Below are 17,530 nucleotides of genomic sequence, written 5' to 3'. Positions count from 1 at the left end.
CTGGCGACATTCCCACGCAGGAGCGTGGGAACGATCAAATCCCCTCGCCACAATAGCGCTCAGTACCTGAAAGCCCTGTATTCCTGATTAACCCAACTGTCGACGCACGGCCAGTTCTACGCCGCGGATTTCCGCCAGGCCTTTGAGGCGGCCGATCAATGAATAGCCGGGGTTGCTTTTGCGTTGTTGGTCGTCGAGCAGTTGATGGCCGTGGTCTGGGCGCAGCGGCAAGCGTGGGCCGCCTTCGCGCTCGCGTCGGCGCTCTTCAGCCACCAAGGCACTGATGACCCCCACCATGTCGACGTCGCCATCCAGGTGATGGGCTTCATGGAAGCTGCGCGGGTCGGCTTCCCGGCGAGTCGAGCGCAGGTGGGTGAAGTAGATGTATGGCGCAAACTGCTTGGCCATCGCCACCAGGTCGTTGTCTTCACGCACGCCATAGGAACCGGTGCAGAACGTCAGGCCGTTGGCCGGGCTTGGCGCGGCGTCCAGCAGCCACTGGGCGTCTGCGGCAGTGGAGAGGATGCGCGGCAAGCCGAGCAGCGACCGGGGTGGATCGTCCGGGTGGATCGCCATGCGCACGCCCACCTCCTCCGCGACCGGGATCACCGCCCGCAGGAAATACTCCAGGTGCTCACGCAACTTGCCTTCGTCGATGTCGGCGTAGGTCCGCAGCAAGTCCCGGAAGTTGTCCAGGCTGTAATGTTCCTCGGCGCCGGGCAAACCGGCGATCAGGGTGTTGACCAAGGTTTCGCGCTCAATTGGCGTCAGTTGCTCGGAGTACGCCTTGGCCTGCTGGATATCCTCGGGACTGTACTCGGCCTGCGCACCGGGGCGCTGGAGGATGAACAGATCGAAGGCGGCGAACGCGGTCTGATCGAAACGCAATGCCCAGCCGCCATCCGCCAGCTCATGGAAAAGGTCGGTACGGGTCCAGTCCAACACCGGCATGAAGTTGTAGCAGACGATATCGATGCCGCAGCTCGCCAGGTTGCGCACGCTTTGCTGGTAGTTGGCGATGTACTCGTCGCGCCGCCCACAGCCACGCTTGATGTCTTCGTGCACCGGAATGCTTTCCACCACTGACCAGCTCAGGCCGGCCGCTTCGATCATCTGTTTGCGCGCCGCGATAGCCTCCACCGGCCACACTTGGCCATTAGGAATTTCGTGCAACGCGGTGACGATGCCGGTCGCACCGGTCTGGCGAACGTCCGCCAGGGAAATCGGGTCTTTGGGGCCAAACCAACGCCATGTCTGTTCCATGTTGTTTTCCTTTTTGTCAGTTGGGTGTGGCAAAGCTGTGCAACAGGCTATCGACGCCGTCTCGGGCCAAGGCGCCGTAGGCGCGGTGTACGGCCTCGCGAAACGCCGGGTCATCCACCAGCGCTGGCGGGAAGACTTCGTCCAGGGCAAGAAAAGCGTCCACCCGCGCCGCGCCGTCGAATCGTCCGGCAAGATCGGCAAAGGTCGCGCTCAAAGGATCGTCGACCACGTGCGCCGCACGACCGGGCAGCGGCTGCGTGCAGTAGTGAATCCACGCCGCGACGCCCAGCGCAGTGCAGTCGATGCCGCGCCCCTGGTCGAGCAACTGCTGCGCGCCGAGCAACCAGCGTTGCGGCAGTTTCTGCGAACCGTCCATGGCGATCTGGCGCAGCCGATGTTGCAGGCTGTCGTTGGCAAAACGCGCCAGCAGGTCGTTGGCATACACCGAAAGATCGATGCCTGCCGGCATGTCCAGGGTCGGCGCGGCTTCCTCGGCCATGTAGCGTCCGATCAGGCCCGCCAACCGCCCATCACTGACGGCTTCGAAGACCGATTCATGGCCCGCCAGCAGCCCCACGTAGGCCAACAACGAATGGCTGCCATTGAGCATGCGCAGCTTCATCGTTTCGAACGGGCGCACGTCGTCGACCATCTGCACGCCGTCGACTTCCCAGTCCGGACGGCCGAGGGGGAAATTGTCTTCGATCACCCACTGGCTGAAGCTTTCACAGACCACCGCCGCGCGATCGTCACAGTCCAGTTGTTGCTCCAGCCGACCGAAAGATTCGTCGTCCATGGCCGGCACGATGCGGTCGACCATGCAGCTGGGGAATGCGACTTCTTGCTCGACCCATTGCGCCAACGCTTGATCTTGCAGCGCCGCCAACGCGCTGACCGCCTGGCGGGTGCGCTGGCCATTGTCGGGCATGTTGTCGCAGCACAACACGGTGAAGGCGGGAACGCCGGCGGCGCGACAGCGACGCAACGCCTCCAGGACAATGCCGGGAGCCGAACGCGGCGCGTGTGGGTGTTCGATGTCATGGGCAATCAATGGATCTTCGCTGCGCAATTGCCCGGAGGACGGACTCAAGCAGTAGCCTTTTTCAGTGACCGTAAGCGTGACGATCCGCGTTTGCGACGCGGCCATGCGCTGTAACAGCTGCTCCAGCTCATTGGCGCCAGCACCGGCGTACAAGGCTTCGCGCAGTACGTTGATTTCCCGCAGCACCACCTGCTCGCTGTCGAGGTACTCGGCCACGTGGTAGCGGCCTTGCTGGTCGCGCAACTGCTCGACCAAGGTGCGGTTGGAGCGAATATTGGCACTGCACAGCCCCCACTCGCTCGTGCCGTGGCGATTGAGATGGCGTTGCAGGTACACCGCCTGATGAGCCCGGTGAAAGGCTCCCAGGCCCAGGTGCACGATCCCGATTTCACTGGGCTGGCCCGTGGCGGGGATCCGTTGGATGAGCGACATGGGCGTCCTCCTTTCAGGGATGATTCAGCGCTGGACGTGGCTCGGCGCCGCCGTCGGCCTGCGGTGCGACACCCGCCACCGCCAGCGGCTTGACGTAACGCGCCACGCACAGTGCACCGATGATCGTCAGCAGGCCCGCCAGCAGGAAAGCACTGGTGAACGAGCCGGTGAATTGCACGATGAAGCCGGTCAAGGTCGGCCCGATGATCCCCGAGGTATTGGCCAGGAAATGCATGAAGCCGCTGACCCCGCCTACCCGCGCTGCAGGCACGGTGTCCTGGATGATCGCCCAGTAGATCGCCCCGGTGAGATAGAGGAAAAACACCGCCAAGGCCACCAGGATAACGGCCGGATACAAGGTCTTCACCACCCCGGCGACACCGATGCAGCCGGCGCAGGCCAACAGGCACGTCACCAACACCACCTTGCGCGAGAACATGATCCGCCCGGTCTTCTTAAACACGAAGTCGGAAATGAACCCACCCAGTGCCAGCCCGAGGAAACCCAGTAGCCAAGGGATGACCGTGGCGATGCTCATGTCCTTGACGTTCAGGCCATGGGCCATGGTCAGGTAGCTGGGGAACCAGGTCAGGAAGAAGAACAGCGTGTAGTTATAGGAAAAGAACGCCAGGGAGGTGAACAGCACGGTCGGTTGCTTGAGGTAGAACCGCAGCGGGAACACCGGTTGCGACGCCAGTTCACTCTGTCCCTCGGCCCGCAGAATGTCCTCGGCGCCCTCGCCTTCAGGCTTCTCCTTGACGAACTTGTACCAGACCGCCGCCCAGATCAGGCCGACCAACATAATGATGATGAACGATACTTTCCAACCGTAGGTGACAGCGATAAAGCCCACCACCGGACCGGAGATCGCCCCGCCCAGCGGCGTGCCGGACATCGAGGCACCCAGGGCTCGAGCCCTACGCTTGGGGGTGTACCAGTTGTTGACCATCTTGCTGGTGGTGACGCTCAGCGGGCCTTCGCCCATGCCGAACAGGATCCGGATGAGCACCAGCGAAGCAAAGCCCACCGTCAGCACCGTGAGACCGCTGAACAACGACCACAAGACCATGGCCAGCAGCAACGTGGTCTTGGCGCCGTAACGGTCGGCGGCCCAGCCACCGATGAAGTTGAAGGCGGCATAACCGACGAAGAAGCTGCTGAAGATCATGCCCATCTCACCCGTGCTCAGACCGTAGTCCTTCTGGATGAAAGGCGCCGCCACAGACAATGCCGACCGGTCGAGGTAGTTGATGACCCCGGCCAGGAACAGCATGATGATGATTAAGCTACGTCCTTGACCAAACATGGTGGAACCTCCCGCTTGTTGTGTTTATTCGGTGAGGGTGCCCATGACAGGCACGGTGAAACCGGTGGCGCCGACGGCTCACTGATGGGCGTTCGTCAGCTCCACCAGCACTTTTCGGGTTTGCTCGGGGTGTTTTTCGATCAGGTCGATGGCGCCGGGCATTTCGTCGAAGGTGACGCGATGACTGATCAGGTCCTGGACCTGCAACTTGCCACTGGCGATCAGTTCGATCACCTGGGGGAATTTGCGGTTGTTGAGGCGCGAACCGACCAAGGTGAGTTCTTTCTTGATCATTTCCAGCTGCACAAGATCGCTGGGCGTGGCATTGAAACCCAGCAACCCGATACGCCCGGCCGGCGAGGCCAGGCGCACCATCTGCGGCATCAACGCCGGGATACACGCCGCATCGACAATCAGCGGCACGCCTTCACCCTGGGTCAATTCACGCATCGTCGCCTCGACATCGACTTGCTGGCCGTTAAGGGTCCGGCTGGCGCCCAGCGCCCGCGCTGTTTCCAAGCGACTGTCGATGACATCGGTGACGGTGATGTCAGTCATTCCCAGCGCCTTGGCCATCTGTACCAAGGTCAGGCCGATCACCCCGGCACCGTAGATCAGCACGCTGTCGCCCGGTTGCGGCTGCATCCGATCGAGCACGTTCAGGGCAATGGAATAAGGCTCGACCAGGGCGCCGTGGCTGAGGAACATCGCATCGGGCAGGCGATGGGCGTTCTCGGCTGGTACGCAGACCTGTTCGCTGAAGCCACCGTCGCGGTGCACGCCGATCACTTGCAGCCGCGTGCAGACGTTGGGCCGGCCAATGCGGCAGGGATAACACGTGCCGCAACTGATCACCGGATCGATGCACACCCGGTCACCCACCTGCAGGTGCTCGACACCTTCACCGACTTGCCGGATCACCCCGGAGAACTCATGGCCGGTGACACGGGGGAAACGCACGAAGGCGTTCTGCCCATGAATGATGTGCATGTCCGAGCCACAGATGCCGGCATACGCCACATCGACCTGGACCTCGCCATGGGCAACCTCGGGGCGGTCGACCTGGGCCAGCCCGAACTCGAAGGGTGCTCTTACCTGGAACGCTTTCATCGGGTCACTCCTGACGGGACGTTCGCCCCGTTTTCCTCAAATAGTTGGAACCGCTTCACCAATGCCACAGCGTGCCGTCTTCAAGGCGGTTGACCGGCAGGCTGGCGCGCTTGTAGGGGTATTGGCGGGCAAGGTCTTCATCGATGTCGACGCCATGCCCTGGTGTTTCACCCGGCGTGAAGTGGCCGTCCTCGAAGCGATAGGCATGGGGAAAGACTTCATCGATGCGCTCTTCGTGAGGCATGTGTTCCTGGATGCCGAAGTTGGGCACCCAGGTATCGAAATGCAGGGCCGCGCCCATGCACACCGGTGACAGGTCGGTGGCCCCATGAAAGCCCGTGCGCACCTGGAACAGCGCGGCGAAATCGGCAATGCGCCGCACATGGGTAATGCCGCCGGCATGCACCAGCGTCGTGCGGATGTAGTCGATCAACTGTTCCTGGATTAGCTCCCGGCAGTCATGGATGGAATTGAACACCTCGCCCACGGCCAACGGCGTGGTGGTGTGCTGGCGGATCAGGCGGAAGCTCTGCTGGTTTTCAGCCGGCGTGCAGTCTTCCAGCCAGAACAGGTTGTACGGTTCCACCGCCTTGCCCAGGCGCCCGGCTTCGATGGGCGTCAGGCGATGGTGCACGTCGTGAAGAATGTGCAAGTCGTCACCAAAGCGTTCGCGCACGGCGGCGAACAGCTTGGGCACGTAGTTAAGGTATTTGGCGGTGTCCCAGACGTGTTCGGCAGGCAAGTCACTGTCGGCCGGCTCATAGCGCTCGCCGCTGCGCTTGGCGACGCCGTAGGTGGTGGCAATGCCGGGCACGCCGCATTGCACGCGCACGGCTTTATAGCCGAGCTCGACGTGACGGGCGACTTCGTCCAGGCACCCTTCGATGTCCTTGCCGGTGGCGTGCCCGTAGACCATCACCCGCTCACGGCTCTTGCCACCGAGCAACTGGTACAAGGGCATGTTCGCGGCCTTGGCCTTGATGTCCCAGAGGGCGACGTCGACAGCGGCGATGGCGGTCATGGTCACCGGCCCGCGGCGCCAATACGCGCCGCGATACAGGTACTGCCAGATGTCCTCGATGCGGTGGGCGTCGCGGCCGATCAGCGCAGGCAGGACGTGTTCTTCCAGGTAAGCGACCACCGCCAGTTCGCGGCCATTGAGCGTTGCATCGCCAATGCCGTAGATCCCTTCATCGGTGACGATTTTCAAGGTGACCAGGTTGCGGCCCGGGCACGTAACGATGACGCGCGCTTCAACGATTTTCATAGAGTCAGACCTGTGCAACAGAAGGAAGTGAGGACGCGCCCATGGTCGGCATGGCCGCCTGGGGAATCAGCGCACCTCGGTATTGGACGACCTGGGCCGCCAGGCGATGGCCCCAACGGGCCGCCTGCTCCGGATCGCCGCCACGCAGGCGGCAGGCCAGGTAGGCAGCGCTGAATGAATCACCGGCAGCGGTGGTGTCGACGACACGGGTGACGGTTTGGGCGGGCACTTCGAAACGCCCGGCGGGGCACTGGATCAAGCAGCTGGCGGCGCCACGCTTGAGGACGACTTCGCCGACGCCCACTTGGGCGTAATCAATGAACAAGGCATCCGCGTCGCGATAACCGAACAAAAGGACATCGTCTTCCCAAGTGATCAGGGCCAGGTCGGTCAGGCGCAACAGGTCGCGGTGGGCCTGCCGAGCCGTTTCGGGATTGGGCCATAGATGGGGACGGTAGTTGTTGTCGAAGACGATGCGCGTGCCGGCTCGGCGAGCTGCCTGCAAGGCTTGGATCAGGCGTGCGCGCCCTTCTGGCGTGAGGATCGCCAGGCTGATGCCACTCAGGTAGACGAAGTCGTAATCGGCCAGCGCATCAAGCATGGCCTCAGCCTCGGGGCCGTCGAACATGCGCCGTGCCGCCGCTTCCCCACGCCAATAGAGAAAACGCCGCTCGCCCTGTGGATCGGTCTGGATGAAATACAGCCCTGGCAACGCATCTTCGATCACCCGAACATGGCCGTCACCGACACCTTCGTCCAGCCAGGACTGGCGCATCGCGTCGCTGAACGCGTCGCTGCCGACCGCCGTCAGGTAATCCACGCTGATCGTCGTCCGTGGGCTCAATCGTGCCAAATAGACTGCGGTGTTGAGCGTATCGCCACCGAACGTTTGCGTGATTGCCGCACCCGGCTCACCGCGCATCTCGATCATGCACTCACCCAGCAGCGCCACTTTCAACGAACGGTCGAAACGGGTTTGCGGGTCGTGGTTAAGCGTTACATCCATCATTACGCGCCTTTGTTGTTTTTAAAACGGCGTTTCATTTTTATCTCAAGGCCCGAGTCTAGTCAGATTTCTCGCCTCGTCAAGCAAAAATGAAACAGCGTTTTGTTCTGCTTGCGTATATCCTTGGGTTTTACTTTTACGTTGGAGCCTTCATGGACAACAGCGTCATCCCAAACAACGATCTGGTGTCGGCGGTCGGCCGGACCATGGCCGTGCTCGAAGCGCTGGCCGAACATCCGGAAGAAAGCGGCGTTTCGGAAATCGCCACCAAACTGGACATGTCCAAGGCCACCGTCTACCGCTTCCTGCAGTCGCTGAAGGCGCGTGGGTATGTGGTGCAGGATGCCGAAGATCGCTATCGTCTCAGCGTCCGGCTATTCGAACTGGGTGCCCAGGCCCTGCCCCACTTGGACATCGTCCGGGAGGCGGAGCCCGGGATGCGCAGGATCAACGAGTTGACGGGCGAGACCGTCCACCTGGGGATTCTCGACGAAGGCAGCATCGTCTACGTGCACAAGATCGACTCCAAGTACAACCTGCGCATGTACTCGCGCATCGGCCGCCGGGCGCCGTTGTACTGCACGGGCATTGGCAAAGTGCTGATGGCCTGGCTCGAAGAAGACGAGTTGCTGGCGCACCTTGAGCAGGAAAGTTTCGAGCGTCGCACAGCCAATACCTTGACCACCGTCGAGGCGTATCTGCAGGAACTGGAAATTGTTCGCCAGCAAGGCTATGCCGAGGATCACGAAGAGTTCGAAGACAACATGCGTTGCCTGGCGGCACCGATCCGCGACCGTTTTGGCCACGTGATCGGCGGGATGAGCGTTTCATTCCCGTGCTTTCGCTTCAGGGAAGAATTGAAGCAGGATTACGTCAAGCAGCTGATGCATGCCAGCCAACAGATTTCCAGTCAATTGGGCTGGCATGGGCGGTAATGGCAAACCTGTGGGGCAGCTCTCACCAAACGGCAATGTGTGAATCCGCCCGGGGTTCGGTCCCGCCGCACAGCACGCCGCTGACCGGGTCGCGCAGGATGATCTGGCCCCGCACTTGGGCGCCAGTCTCGTTGAATGGACCTTGCGCAGCACCGGCGCCCCGCTGCTGCGTCCGCCCGCCCCGCAAGCGCTGGAAAATGGCCTGCCGGGCAAGCTGGGTTGTTTCCCCTTGATTCCCTGGTCGAACCGGATCGCCCAGGGCGGTTTCGATTGCCCCGGTGGCTGGCTGGCCCTGGAAGCCAACAGCCCCAACGACCCGTTTCCGATCCATGGCAGCGCCTGGCAGCAACCGTGGCAAGTGATCGAGCAAAGCGGCCAGGAAGCATTGCTGCAACTCGACAGCCTGCACCCGTTCGCCTACTGCGCCAGCTTGCGGATCCGCCTCAGCGGCGGCCTACTGCGGATCGCCATGCTCGTTACCCACACAGCCAAACAGCCTGCCTGGCATGGGCTGGGCTTGCATCCGTATTTTCCACGCACCGCCCGCACAGGCTATGAGTTGGAATGCCGCGCCAGCGGCAGCAAATACTTCCTGCTGTACTGCCCAGTCGGGCTGGATTTTTTCTGCATCGAACCGGTCAGCCACCCGGTCAATGCCCATCACTTGCCCGGGCGGCCGGGGTTGCGTTTGCTGGAGCAAGGGCAGTCGGTGGCGTTGGGGTTTTCGATGCAGTGCAGCCTGTTATAAGCGGCACATAACTCCTTCGCCACGGGACATGATGGCAGCTACGCGATTCGAGGTTATCCAGCGCTCGGTTCGCCAAGCTCGATCAGTTGCTGAATGTACTTCAGACGAGAGAAATATATCCAAGATGGAGTCCTTCACTCATCGAAATATATGCCGACGTACCGACCCCGTTCAGCGTGATGGACGTTGCGCCTGTGCCGTCTATCTCATCCGGGATGACGATGCTCGAAAGGAGTGTCTGCGTCCGCGTATCGAAAACCATTATCTCACGGCGCCTCCCCCTGCAAATATAAAGCTTAGCGCCGTCGGGAGTGACAGCAAGCCCGTAAAACGCCCCCTTGCCATCGCTTGGCAGGCTCACGGACTTGACAATTTGGTTTGTCGCGATATCGAAGACCTGAAGTATGTCGATCCCAGAATGGATGATATAGGCCTTCGTTCCATCTGGACTGAGCGCAATGCGGTGGACATAGATTGGCAAGCCAGAAGACAGATCATGAATCACAGTGTGATTCAGCGTATCAATGACGTAAAAAATACTTTTTCCGCTTCCCGATTGCCAACCGACGCAATAAGCGCGATCAGCAACCTGACTCATGACCGTGTGCCCGCTGTGGCCGTAAAAGGAAATGCTTTTGATCAAAGCATGTGTAGCGGTGTCATAAACCAATATATAGCCGGAAGTGTATACATATAAATAACTACTGTTTCTCGTTACCGCCATTTCATACATTGTACGAGCTGGATCTATCTCTATTTGGTCAACTACCAATTGGGTCGAGGTATCGACTATCTGCACGGTGTTTCGGTGGGAATTCCATTTACCATTCACAATGTAGGCGCGTGTCCCATTGGGGGCAACGGCAACCGTTCCCAGAAGGTTTCCTGATTCGAACGGAGCAATCCTCTTGACTACGGAATTGTTCGCAGTACTAACGATGGCAGTTGACTTGCTGTCAGGAACAGTTACGTACACATGGGTCCCGTCGGGACTGGCAGCATGGCAAAAAGGGTAATAGCCGACAAGGATCCCAAGGGCCCGAGCCACTGTTACGACCCAGACAGCCGAGATCAGCTCGCTGCCATACAGCGCCTTGGCGGCGAAGCGGTGCTCGGCCACGGCCAGTCCGGTGACTTGCTTGCTCCAGTCGCCATTGGCATTGACGTCGGCAGTGCCCTTGGAGACCTCGCCTTCGAAGATCTCGACGCTCATGCCCGCCGTGGCCGTGCCACTGAGAATCACCGAGGTTTCAACAGTGTTGCCACCGTTGGGGATCTCGTCGTTGCTGGGCTGGCCTTTCACTGAGCTGATGACCGGCTTTATCAACTCAATTGCCTTGACGGTATAAGTACGCACCGGGAACGCAACGGCCTCGCTCTGGTTGCTACTGCGGTTGAACGTGACCTCAAGCACGACCTTGAGCGCGGAGCCGTCGCGCAGCTTCTCAAGCTCGGTACGCGAGATGCCTTTGGACAGGCCGGCAGTCACCTCCCCCGCTGTCACGCCCGAGGAGATCCACTGGGTGATCACGTGCGGGGTGCCGTCGTTGGCAGTGCCTTCGCAACGCAGCCAGACCCGCTGGCCGGCGGCGATCAGTGGCCAAGGCGCCACCGTGACACGGGCATCGCCGGTGAAGCTACTCAGGTCGAGCTCGCTACCGGTGCCGTTGTTGGCCGCTTGAGGGATCAGCGGTGTGGGCAGACTCGCCTCGGGTATCGCTTGCACGCTCAGGGTCAGTGGCTCTGACGCTGGCCACTCCTTGCCGCCGCGAGTCACGGTGTAAGTCACCGTCACCGAACGGTCCAAGTTGTAGGCGATCATGCGAACCGGAAGTGCAATCTCTTGATTGGCAGGCAAATCGCCTGCCGGTGTGATGTGAGAACCGTCCCCAGCAGCACCGGCCCAGGTCACGCTGACCTTATCGCCCGGCTGGACGCCGTAATCCGGAATCACCACGGTCAGGGCGTCCTTGGCCGCCACCGGGTTGAGTTGCTGGGTCGGCGCGCTGCCGGTGGCCTGTTTGACGCTTGGAGCAATGAGGTCCAGGCCCCCACCAATTCTCAGGCTCCGGACGATGGATTTGCCCACCAGGTTTATCCCTCGCGTGATGGCATAGCTGACGTCCACCGTCCCGTTCAGGTTGCCACTGACATAAGTGAACGGCACGGTAAAGGGCACTGGCTTGCCCGCCGTGTTCGCCGTCAGGTCTCTGGAAGCATCCGGTGCGCTGCTTGACGAACCGCGCCAGTGCAAGACGACCTTGTCGTCGGGCAAGGTCTGGGTGTAAGTCACGATGACATTGGCACCAATGGCGGGGTTGACATCGTCCGGATTCAACACATCGTTCGCATCGGCCTCCACGACCGTCGGGATAGCCAGCGAGGGCGCCGCGACGCCCACCGACAGGGTCAACTCATCCGAAGGCGGCTGACCATTGACGCTGTAGTAAACCGTGAGCGAACCGCCATCCAGGCGCTGAACTTCCGCCTTGGGCAAATTGACCGGTACCGGTGCACCCACCGCCTCATCGCCCACGCTGGCATAGTTGTCGTAGTAAGTCGGAACGCCGCTGGCGGTTCGCCCTTCGCAAACGATGAAGAGTTCGTCCCCCGGATTACGTCCCGCATAATAGGGAACACTGATGGTGTAGAAATTCAGCGCCGGGTCGAGGGTGTTTCCCACCGCTTCGTTGATATTGGGGGCCACATACCGGCGGAACTCACCGATCACGGTCACCGCCGCGCTTTTGGAAGGGCGATCGGCCTCGCCGCTACGGATGCGCACGTAGTTCACCGAGGCCCGGCCCTTGGCGATAGCGGCGACATACTCATACGGAATGGTGAAATCGCAGTAGCTTGGGATCGTTGTGACGGGCAGATCCAAGGGGCCTACGATCACTGCCGTCCCCTCGGCGGGGGTACCGATCCAAGTCATGCGCAAGGTATCGCCAACAGCGTGGTCGGTTCTGTTGGGGGTGACGCGGACGATGGCATCGGCACCAGCCAACACCTCCAAGTCGATTTCCTCGACGGGAAAACCACCGACCAGTACCAGCGGCGCCTCAAGGCGGTTGTTGCCAAGATCGACCAGCAGCTTAGTCACCGCTGACCAGGTCGAGGCGCCGCCCGGGTAGTTCCCGCACACGTCCACCACTTGGTAAGCGATGGCGACTCCGTTGCTATCACCGGCTGCTTCAATGATTTCTTTGGAAACGGGGATGATAATTTCCTTGTCCACCTGGCCATCGAGCACCGTGTGGTAGACATTCTTGGAGCCCCAGGCCAGGTTGATCCGGTCATTGCGACGCATGTTTTCGTAGGGCTTGATGGTGATTGGCACCCCCGCCGCCGCATCGCCGGATCCAACGCCGTGGTCGATGATGTCCTGGGGGATGGAATAGAGCAGGCCGGAGTGCCCCGGGGTTGCCTGGTCATCATCGAAACCGCCGGGTCGGTCAAGCTTGACCAGCAGGTTCCACTTCGTATCCGGTTCCTCGGGATCCTGGCTGATGCGCTTAACGGTGTAGTACACCGGAGACGCATCGCCATTGAGGATATGACTCTCATCGATGTCGAAAACCAGGCGGTTGTTCTTCTGATCCGCATCAATTGTGATGCTCCACACAGGTGCTGTGGTGTCCTTCCAGTACAGCTTGAACTCATCGCCGACGTCCATGCTCGCCCAGGGATCGACGATACAGCGCAGCCCCCCCTCGACTGCCCGTGCCGGGATGCCGGCATCATGGGGCTCGTTCAGCAGGGGAAAGGTCCATGCGGGGAAGTAAGGAGGATCAAGCGCCAGTACCTTGTTGTCGGGCACATAACGTGGAGGGAACTTGAACATGGACATGACCTCGCGAGGGCTCGCGCATAAGGGGGAACTGAATACGTCCTGAGGTGGGTATCTAAGCGCGCCTTGTCGGGGTGCGCTACTGTCAGAACTTACAGGTGCGGGCAGGTTTCAGACGATTGGCAGGGTCGTCCCGCCAAGAATCGGACTCGGCCATCGCCTGGACTCTATGCGGATCGAGGTCTTCCAGCGTTTTCCGGATTTAGGGGGATTACACAAATTCACAGCCCCTTACAAAGCTTCACCCCTGCCATTGCCCCAGCCCCCTACCATGCCGGGTTCAATATTGGGGAAGCACCATGTCCAAGACTCCTTTCGTCACACTGGGCCTGTTGGTCGGCGCGCTGCTGCTCAGTGGTTGTGATAGCGCCTCGAACCCGCAAGCCTCCACCCCGCTGGCAAGCGTGCGTGTCGAAACCGTCCAGGCCCGGCCACTGTCGATCAGCAACGAGCTGAGCGGCCGGATCGCCGCGCCGCGGGTGGCTGAGGTCCGGGCGCGGGTGGCTGGGGTGGTCCTGCAGCGGGTGTTTCGCGAAGGCAGCGATGTCAAGCAGGGCCAGGTGCTGTTTCGCATCGATCCGGCGCCATTCAAGGCCGACCTCGACAGTGCCGAGGCGGCGTTGCGCAAGGCCGAGGCCAATGCGTTCCAGGCCCGTCTACAAGAGCAGCGTTACGCCCAGTTGGTCGACGACAAAGCCATCAGCGGCCAGGAATATGACAACGCCCGGGCCAGCGTGCGCCAGACCGCAGCCGACGTCGCCGCCAGCAAGGCCGCGCTCGAGCGGGCGAAACTGAATCTTGGGTATGCCACCGTGACCGCGCCGATTTCCGGACGCATCGGTCGCGCCCTGGTCACCGAAGGCGCGCTGGTGGGACAGAACGAAAGCACGCCGTTGGCGCTGATCCAGCAACTGGACCCGATCCACGTCGACCTCACCCAATCGACCCGCGAACTCAACGATCTGCGCCGGGCCTTTCGTGCCGGGCACCTGCAGGCAGTCGGCCAGGGCGAAGCCAAGGCCACCTTGATCGAGGACGACGGCAGCCTCTATCCGCTACCGGGCAAACTGCTGTTCACCGACCTCAGCGTCGACCCGAGCACCGGCCAGATCACCCTGCGCAGCGAGTTTCCCAACCCGGACCTGGACCTGCTGCCTGGCAGCTTCATTCGCGTGCGCCTGGAACAGGCGGTCGACAGCCAGGGCATCACCGTGCCGCAACGGGCGATTTTGCGTGACAGTGCCGGCGTCGCCCAGGTGTTGCTACTCGACGCCGAGCAAAAAGTCAGCCAGCAACCGGTGCAATTGGGTGCTGCGCAGAAGGATCGCTGGATCGTCACCCACGGTTTGAAACCGGGCGATCGCATCGTCGTCGAAGGCGTCCAGCACGCCCGCCCCGGTGAACAAGTCCAGGTCGATGACTCCCCTCTTCCCCTTGCCCAGGTTCCCGGGCCACAGGCAGGACACTAAGCCATGCCGCAGTTTTTTATCGACCGTCCGGTGTTCGCCTGGGTCGTCGCGTTGTTCATCCTGCTGGCCGGAATCCTGGCCATCCCGCAACTGCCAGTGGCGCAATACCCGGTGGTGGCGCCGCCACAAATCGAGATCTACGCGGTGTACCCGGGCGCTTCGGCGCAAACCGTGGACGAGAGCGTGGTCAGCCTGATCGAGGAAGAACTCAACGGCGCCGACAACCTGCTGTACTTCGAATCCCAGAGCAGCCTTGGCAGCGCAACGATCACTGCAACGTTCCAACCGGGCACGAATCCGGAACTGGCCCAGGTCGATGTGCAGAACCGCCTCAAGGCGGTGGAGTCACGCCTGCCGCAAGCGGTCACCCAGCAGGGCTTGCAGGTGGACAAGGTCTCCGCCGGTTTCCTGTTATTGATTACCCTCACCTCCAGCCACGGCAAGCTCGACGACGTGGCGCTCAGCGATTACCTGGCACGCAACGTGATGAACGAGATCAAGCGTTTGGACGGCGTCGGCAAGGCCCAGTTGTACGGTGCCGAGCGAGCCATGCGCATCTGGATCGACCCGCAGAAGCTGGTGGGCTTCAACCTGACCCCGGCGGACGTCAACGCTGCCATCGTGGCGCAGAACGCCCAGGTGTCGGCGGGCAGCCTCGGCGACCTGCCGAGCCGCAGCACCCAGGAAATCACCGCGACCATCGTCCTCAAGGGCCAGCTCTCGACGCCGGAGGAATTCGCCGACATCGTGCTCAAGGCCAACCCCGACGGCTCGACGGTGCGCATCGCCGATGTCGCGCGGGTGGAAATCGGCAGCCAGGAATACCAGTTCTCCACGCGCCTGAACGGCAAGCCGTCCACTGCGGTGGCGGTGCAGCTGGCGCCGGGAGCCAATGCGTTGAACACCGCCACCCTGGTGCGGGCGAAGATGGACGAGCTGTCGCGCTACTTCCCGGCCGGCGTCGAATACAAGATTCCCTACGACACCTCGCCGTTCGTCAAAGTCTCGATCACCAAAGTGATCTATACGCTCGGCGAGGCGATGCTGCTGGTGTTCGCGGTGATGTTCCTGTTCCTGCAGAACATCCGCTACACGCTGATTCCGACATTGGTGGTGCCGGTGGCGTTGATGGGCACCTTCGCGACGATGCTCGCGCTGGGGTTCTCGATCAACGTGTTGACCATGTTCGGCATGGTGCTGGCCATCGGCATCCTGGTGGATGACGCCATCGTCGTGGTGGAGAACGTCGAGCGAATCATGGCCCAGGAAGGCTTGTCGCCCAAGGAGGCCACGCGCAAGGCCATGGGCCAGATCACCGGGGCGATCATCGGCATAACCCTGGTGCTGGTGGCGGTGTTCCTTCCAATGGCGTTCATGCAGGGCTCGGTGGGGGTGATTTACCAACAGTTCTCGCTGTCGATGGCGACGTCGATTCTGTTCTCGGCCTTTCTCGCCCTGACCTTGACCCCGGCACTTTGCGCGACCTTGCTCAAACCCGTCGCCCCAGGTGATCACCACGGCAAAAGCGGTTTCTTCGGTTGGTTCAACCGTGGCTTCGACCGATTCGGCGATCGCTATCAAGGATGGGTGGCCTATGCGCTGAAACGCAGCGGCCGTTATCTGTTGATCTATGGCGTGCTGCTGGTGGGCATGGGCCTGCTGTTCAGTCGCCTGCCCTCTTCGTTCCTGCCGGTGGAAGACCAGGGCTACACCATCACCGACATCCAGCTGCCACCGGGCGCGAGCAAAAACCGGACGGTGCAGGTGGTGGAGCAGATCGAAGCCCACAACGCCGGTGAGCCGGGGGTCGGCGACAGCACGGTCATCCTCGGTTTCAGTTTCTCCGGCAGCGGGCAGAACGCGGCCCTGGCCTTCACCACGCTGAAGGATTGGTCGCAACGCGGCGCCGAAGACTCGGCGGCGTCCATCGCCGACCGCGCCAACCAGGCTTTCGGCCAGATCAAGGACGCCATGGCGTTCTCGGTGTTGCCGCCGCCGGTGGACGGCCTGGGCACTTCGAGTGGTTTCGAGTTCCGCTTGCAGGACCGCGGCGGTCTCGGCCACGCCACGCTGATGCAGGCCCGCAGCGAGTTGCTCGCCGCTGCCGAAAAAAGCCCGGTGCTGATCAATGTCCGCGAAAGCGCCCTGGCGGAGGCGCCGCAGGTGCAACTGGAAGTCGACCGCAAGCAAGCCAATGCCTTGGGCATTTCCTTCGCCGACGTCGGCGGCGTGTTGTCCACGGCAGTGGGTTCGGCCTACATCAACGACTTCCCCAACCAGGGGCGGATGCAGCGCGTAGTGGTCCAGGCCGAGGGCGACCAGCGCAGCCAGGTCGAGGATTTGTTGAAGATCCACGTGCGCAACAGCAGCGGGAAAATGGTGCCGTTGTCGGCCTTTGTCCAGGCCCGCTGGACCCAGGGGCCGGCGCAATTGACCCGCTACAACGGCTATCCGGCGGTGAGCATTTCCGGCGAACCGGCGCCCGGCTACAGCACCGGGCAAGCCATGGCCGAAATCGAGCGGCTGGTGGCCCAAGGGCCGGCGGGCCTGGGCCAGGAGTGGACCGGGTTGTCCTTGCAGGAACGTTTGTCCGGCAGCCAGGCGCCGATCCTGCTGGGCCTGTCGCTGCTGGTGGTGTTCCTGTGCCTGGCGGCGCTGTACGAAAGCTGGTCGATCCCGACCTCGGTGCTGCTGGTGGTGCCGCTGGGCGTGCTCGGCGCCGTGCTGGCCGTGTCGTTGCGCGGCATGCCCAACGATGTGTTCTTCAAGATCGGCCTGATCACCATCATCGGCCTGTCCGCAAAGAACGCGATCCTGATCATCGAGTTCGCCAAAAGCCTGTACGACGAGGGGCATGACCTGATCGACGCCACGCTCCAGGCCGCGCGCCTGCGCCTGCGGCCGATCATCATGACCTCGCTGGCGTTCATCCTCGGCGTGGTCCCGCTGGCAATCGCCACGGGCGCCAGTTCGGCGAGCCAGCAGGCGATTGGCACTGGCGTGATCGGCGGGATGATCAGCGCCACGTTGGCGATAGTATTCGTCCCGGTGTTTTTCGTGGTGGTGATGAAGCGGGTCAGGCGTCGCAAAGCCGATTGAGGC

At 61.8% G+C, this 17,530-nt stretch carries 11 protein-coding genes and 1 pseudogene; 4 read left to right on the top strand and 8 right to left on the bottom strand.

Features of this window, described 5'->3' with window-relative positions; genetic code table 11:
• Nucleotides 1-87: 87 nt before the first annotated feature.
• The 6 genes from uxuA to HU762_RS00960 all read right to left on the bottom strand — a co-directional run bounded on the left by uxuA (nucleotide 88) and on the right by HU762_RS00960 (nucleotide 7,426).
• Nucleotides 88-1,263 (bottom strand): mannonate dehydratase, encoded by a 1,176-nt coding sequence (uxuA, locus tag HU762_RS00985; protein WP_186631652.1) that lies wholly within the window; start codon nucleotides 1,261-1,263, stop codon nucleotides 88-90.
• Nucleotides 1,264-1,279: 16 nt separating this feature from the next.
• Nucleotides 1,280-2,737, bottom strand: coding sequence for a mannitol dehydrogenase family protein (locus HU762_RS00980; protein WP_186631650.1), 1,458 nt, complete (start codon nucleotides 2,735-2,737; stop codon nucleotides 1,280-1,282).
• 13 nt (nucleotides 2,738-2,750) lie between these two features.
• Complete coding sequence (locus HU762_RS00975) at nucleotides 2,751-4,043, bottom strand: MFS transporter (RefSeq protein WP_186631647.1); 1,293 nt, start codon at nucleotides 4,041-4,043, stop codon at nucleotides 2,751-2,753.
• Between the two features lie 78 nt (nucleotides 4,044-4,121).
• Nucleotides 4,122-5,153 (bottom strand): Zn-dependent oxidoreductase, encoded by a 1,032-nt coding sequence (locus HU762_RS00970; protein ID WP_186631644.1) that lies wholly within the window; start codon nucleotides 5,151-5,153, stop codon nucleotides 4,122-4,124.
• A 55-nt stretch (nucleotides 5,154-5,208) separates the two neighbouring features.
• Nucleotides 5,209-6,420 carry a D-mannonate dehydratase ManD gene (gene manD / locus HU762_RS00965; protein ID WP_186631641.1) on the bottom strand — a complete coding sequence of 404 codons (1,212 nt, stop codon included), beginning with the start codon at nucleotides 6,418-6,420 and terminating at the stop codon, nucleotides 5,209-5,211.
• Between the two features lie 4 nt (nucleotides 6,421-6,424).
• Nucleotides 6,425-7,426: a sugar kinase gene (locus HU762_RS00960; RefSeq protein ID WP_186631638.1), complete on the bottom strand. Its 1,002-nt coding sequence runs from the start codon at nucleotides 7,424-7,426 to the stop codon at nucleotides 6,425-6,427.
• A 152-nt stretch (nucleotides 7,427-7,578) separates the two neighbouring features.
• On the opposite strand from HU762_RS00960, the gene kdgR reads away from it, so the two are divergent.
• Complete coding sequence (gene kdgR, locus HU762_RS00955) at nucleotides 7,579-8,361, top strand: DNA-binding transcriptional regulator KdgR (RefSeq protein WP_186610562.1); 783 nt, start codon at nucleotides 7,579-7,581, stop codon at nucleotides 8,359-8,361.
• A 22-nt stretch (nucleotides 8,362-8,383) separates the two neighbouring features.
• Here kdgR and HU762_RS26650 read toward each other — a convergent pair.
• A pseudogene (locus HU762_RS26650) lies at nucleotides 8,384-8,473 on the bottom strand (hypothetical protein); the annotation flags it as partial.
• On the opposite strand from HU762_RS26650, the gene HU762_RS00950 reads away from it, so the two are divergent.
• A complete protein-coding gene (locus HU762_RS00950; protein WP_186632930.1) occupies nucleotides 8,465-9,109 on the top strand; it encodes an aldose 1-epimerase in 645 nt (214 codons plus the stop codon). The pseudogene HU762_RS26650 and the gene HU762_RS00950 sit on opposite strands and share 9 nt — an antisense overlap.
• A gap of 100 nt (nucleotides 9,110-9,209) precedes the next feature.
• Here the strand turns inward: HU762_RS00950 and HU762_RS00945 are convergent, their stop codons facing one another.
• Nucleotides 9,210-12,953, bottom strand: a complete 3,744-nt coding sequence (locus HU762_RS00945; RefSeq protein ID WP_186631635.1) for a YncE family protein — start codon at nucleotides 12,951-12,953, stop codon at nucleotides 9,210-9,212.
• 305 nt (nucleotides 12,954-13,258) lie between these two features.
• Here HU762_RS00945 and HU762_RS00940 point away from each other — a divergent pair, with 305 nt between their 5' ends.
• Together HU762_RS00940 and HU762_RS00935 are read left to right on the top strand one after the other, a co-directional pair.
• Entirely contained in the window at nucleotides 13,259-14,428 is a 1,170-nt protein-coding gene (locus tag HU762_RS00940; protein ID WP_186631633.1) for an efflux RND transporter periplasmic adaptor subunit, read from the top strand.
• A 3-nt stretch (nucleotides 14,429-14,431) separates the two neighbouring features.
• Nucleotides 14,432-17,527: an efflux RND transporter permease subunit gene (locus HU762_RS00935; protein ID WP_186631630.1), complete on the top strand. Its 3,096-nt coding sequence runs from the start codon at nucleotides 14,432-14,434 to the stop codon at nucleotides 17,525-17,527.
• Nucleotides 17,528-17,530: the final 3 nt, after the last annotated feature.

The sequence above is a fragment of the Pseudomonas sp. SWRI92 genome (assembly GCF_014268685.1).
In the GTDB taxonomy this organism is placed as follows: domain Bacteria; phylum Pseudomonadota; class Gammaproteobacteria; order Pseudomonadales; family Pseudomonadaceae; genus Aquipseudomonas; species Aquipseudomonas marvdashtae.
The sequence above is the reverse complement of the archived record's forward strand: the minus strand, read 5'-3'. Positions and strand labels throughout refer to the sequence as shown.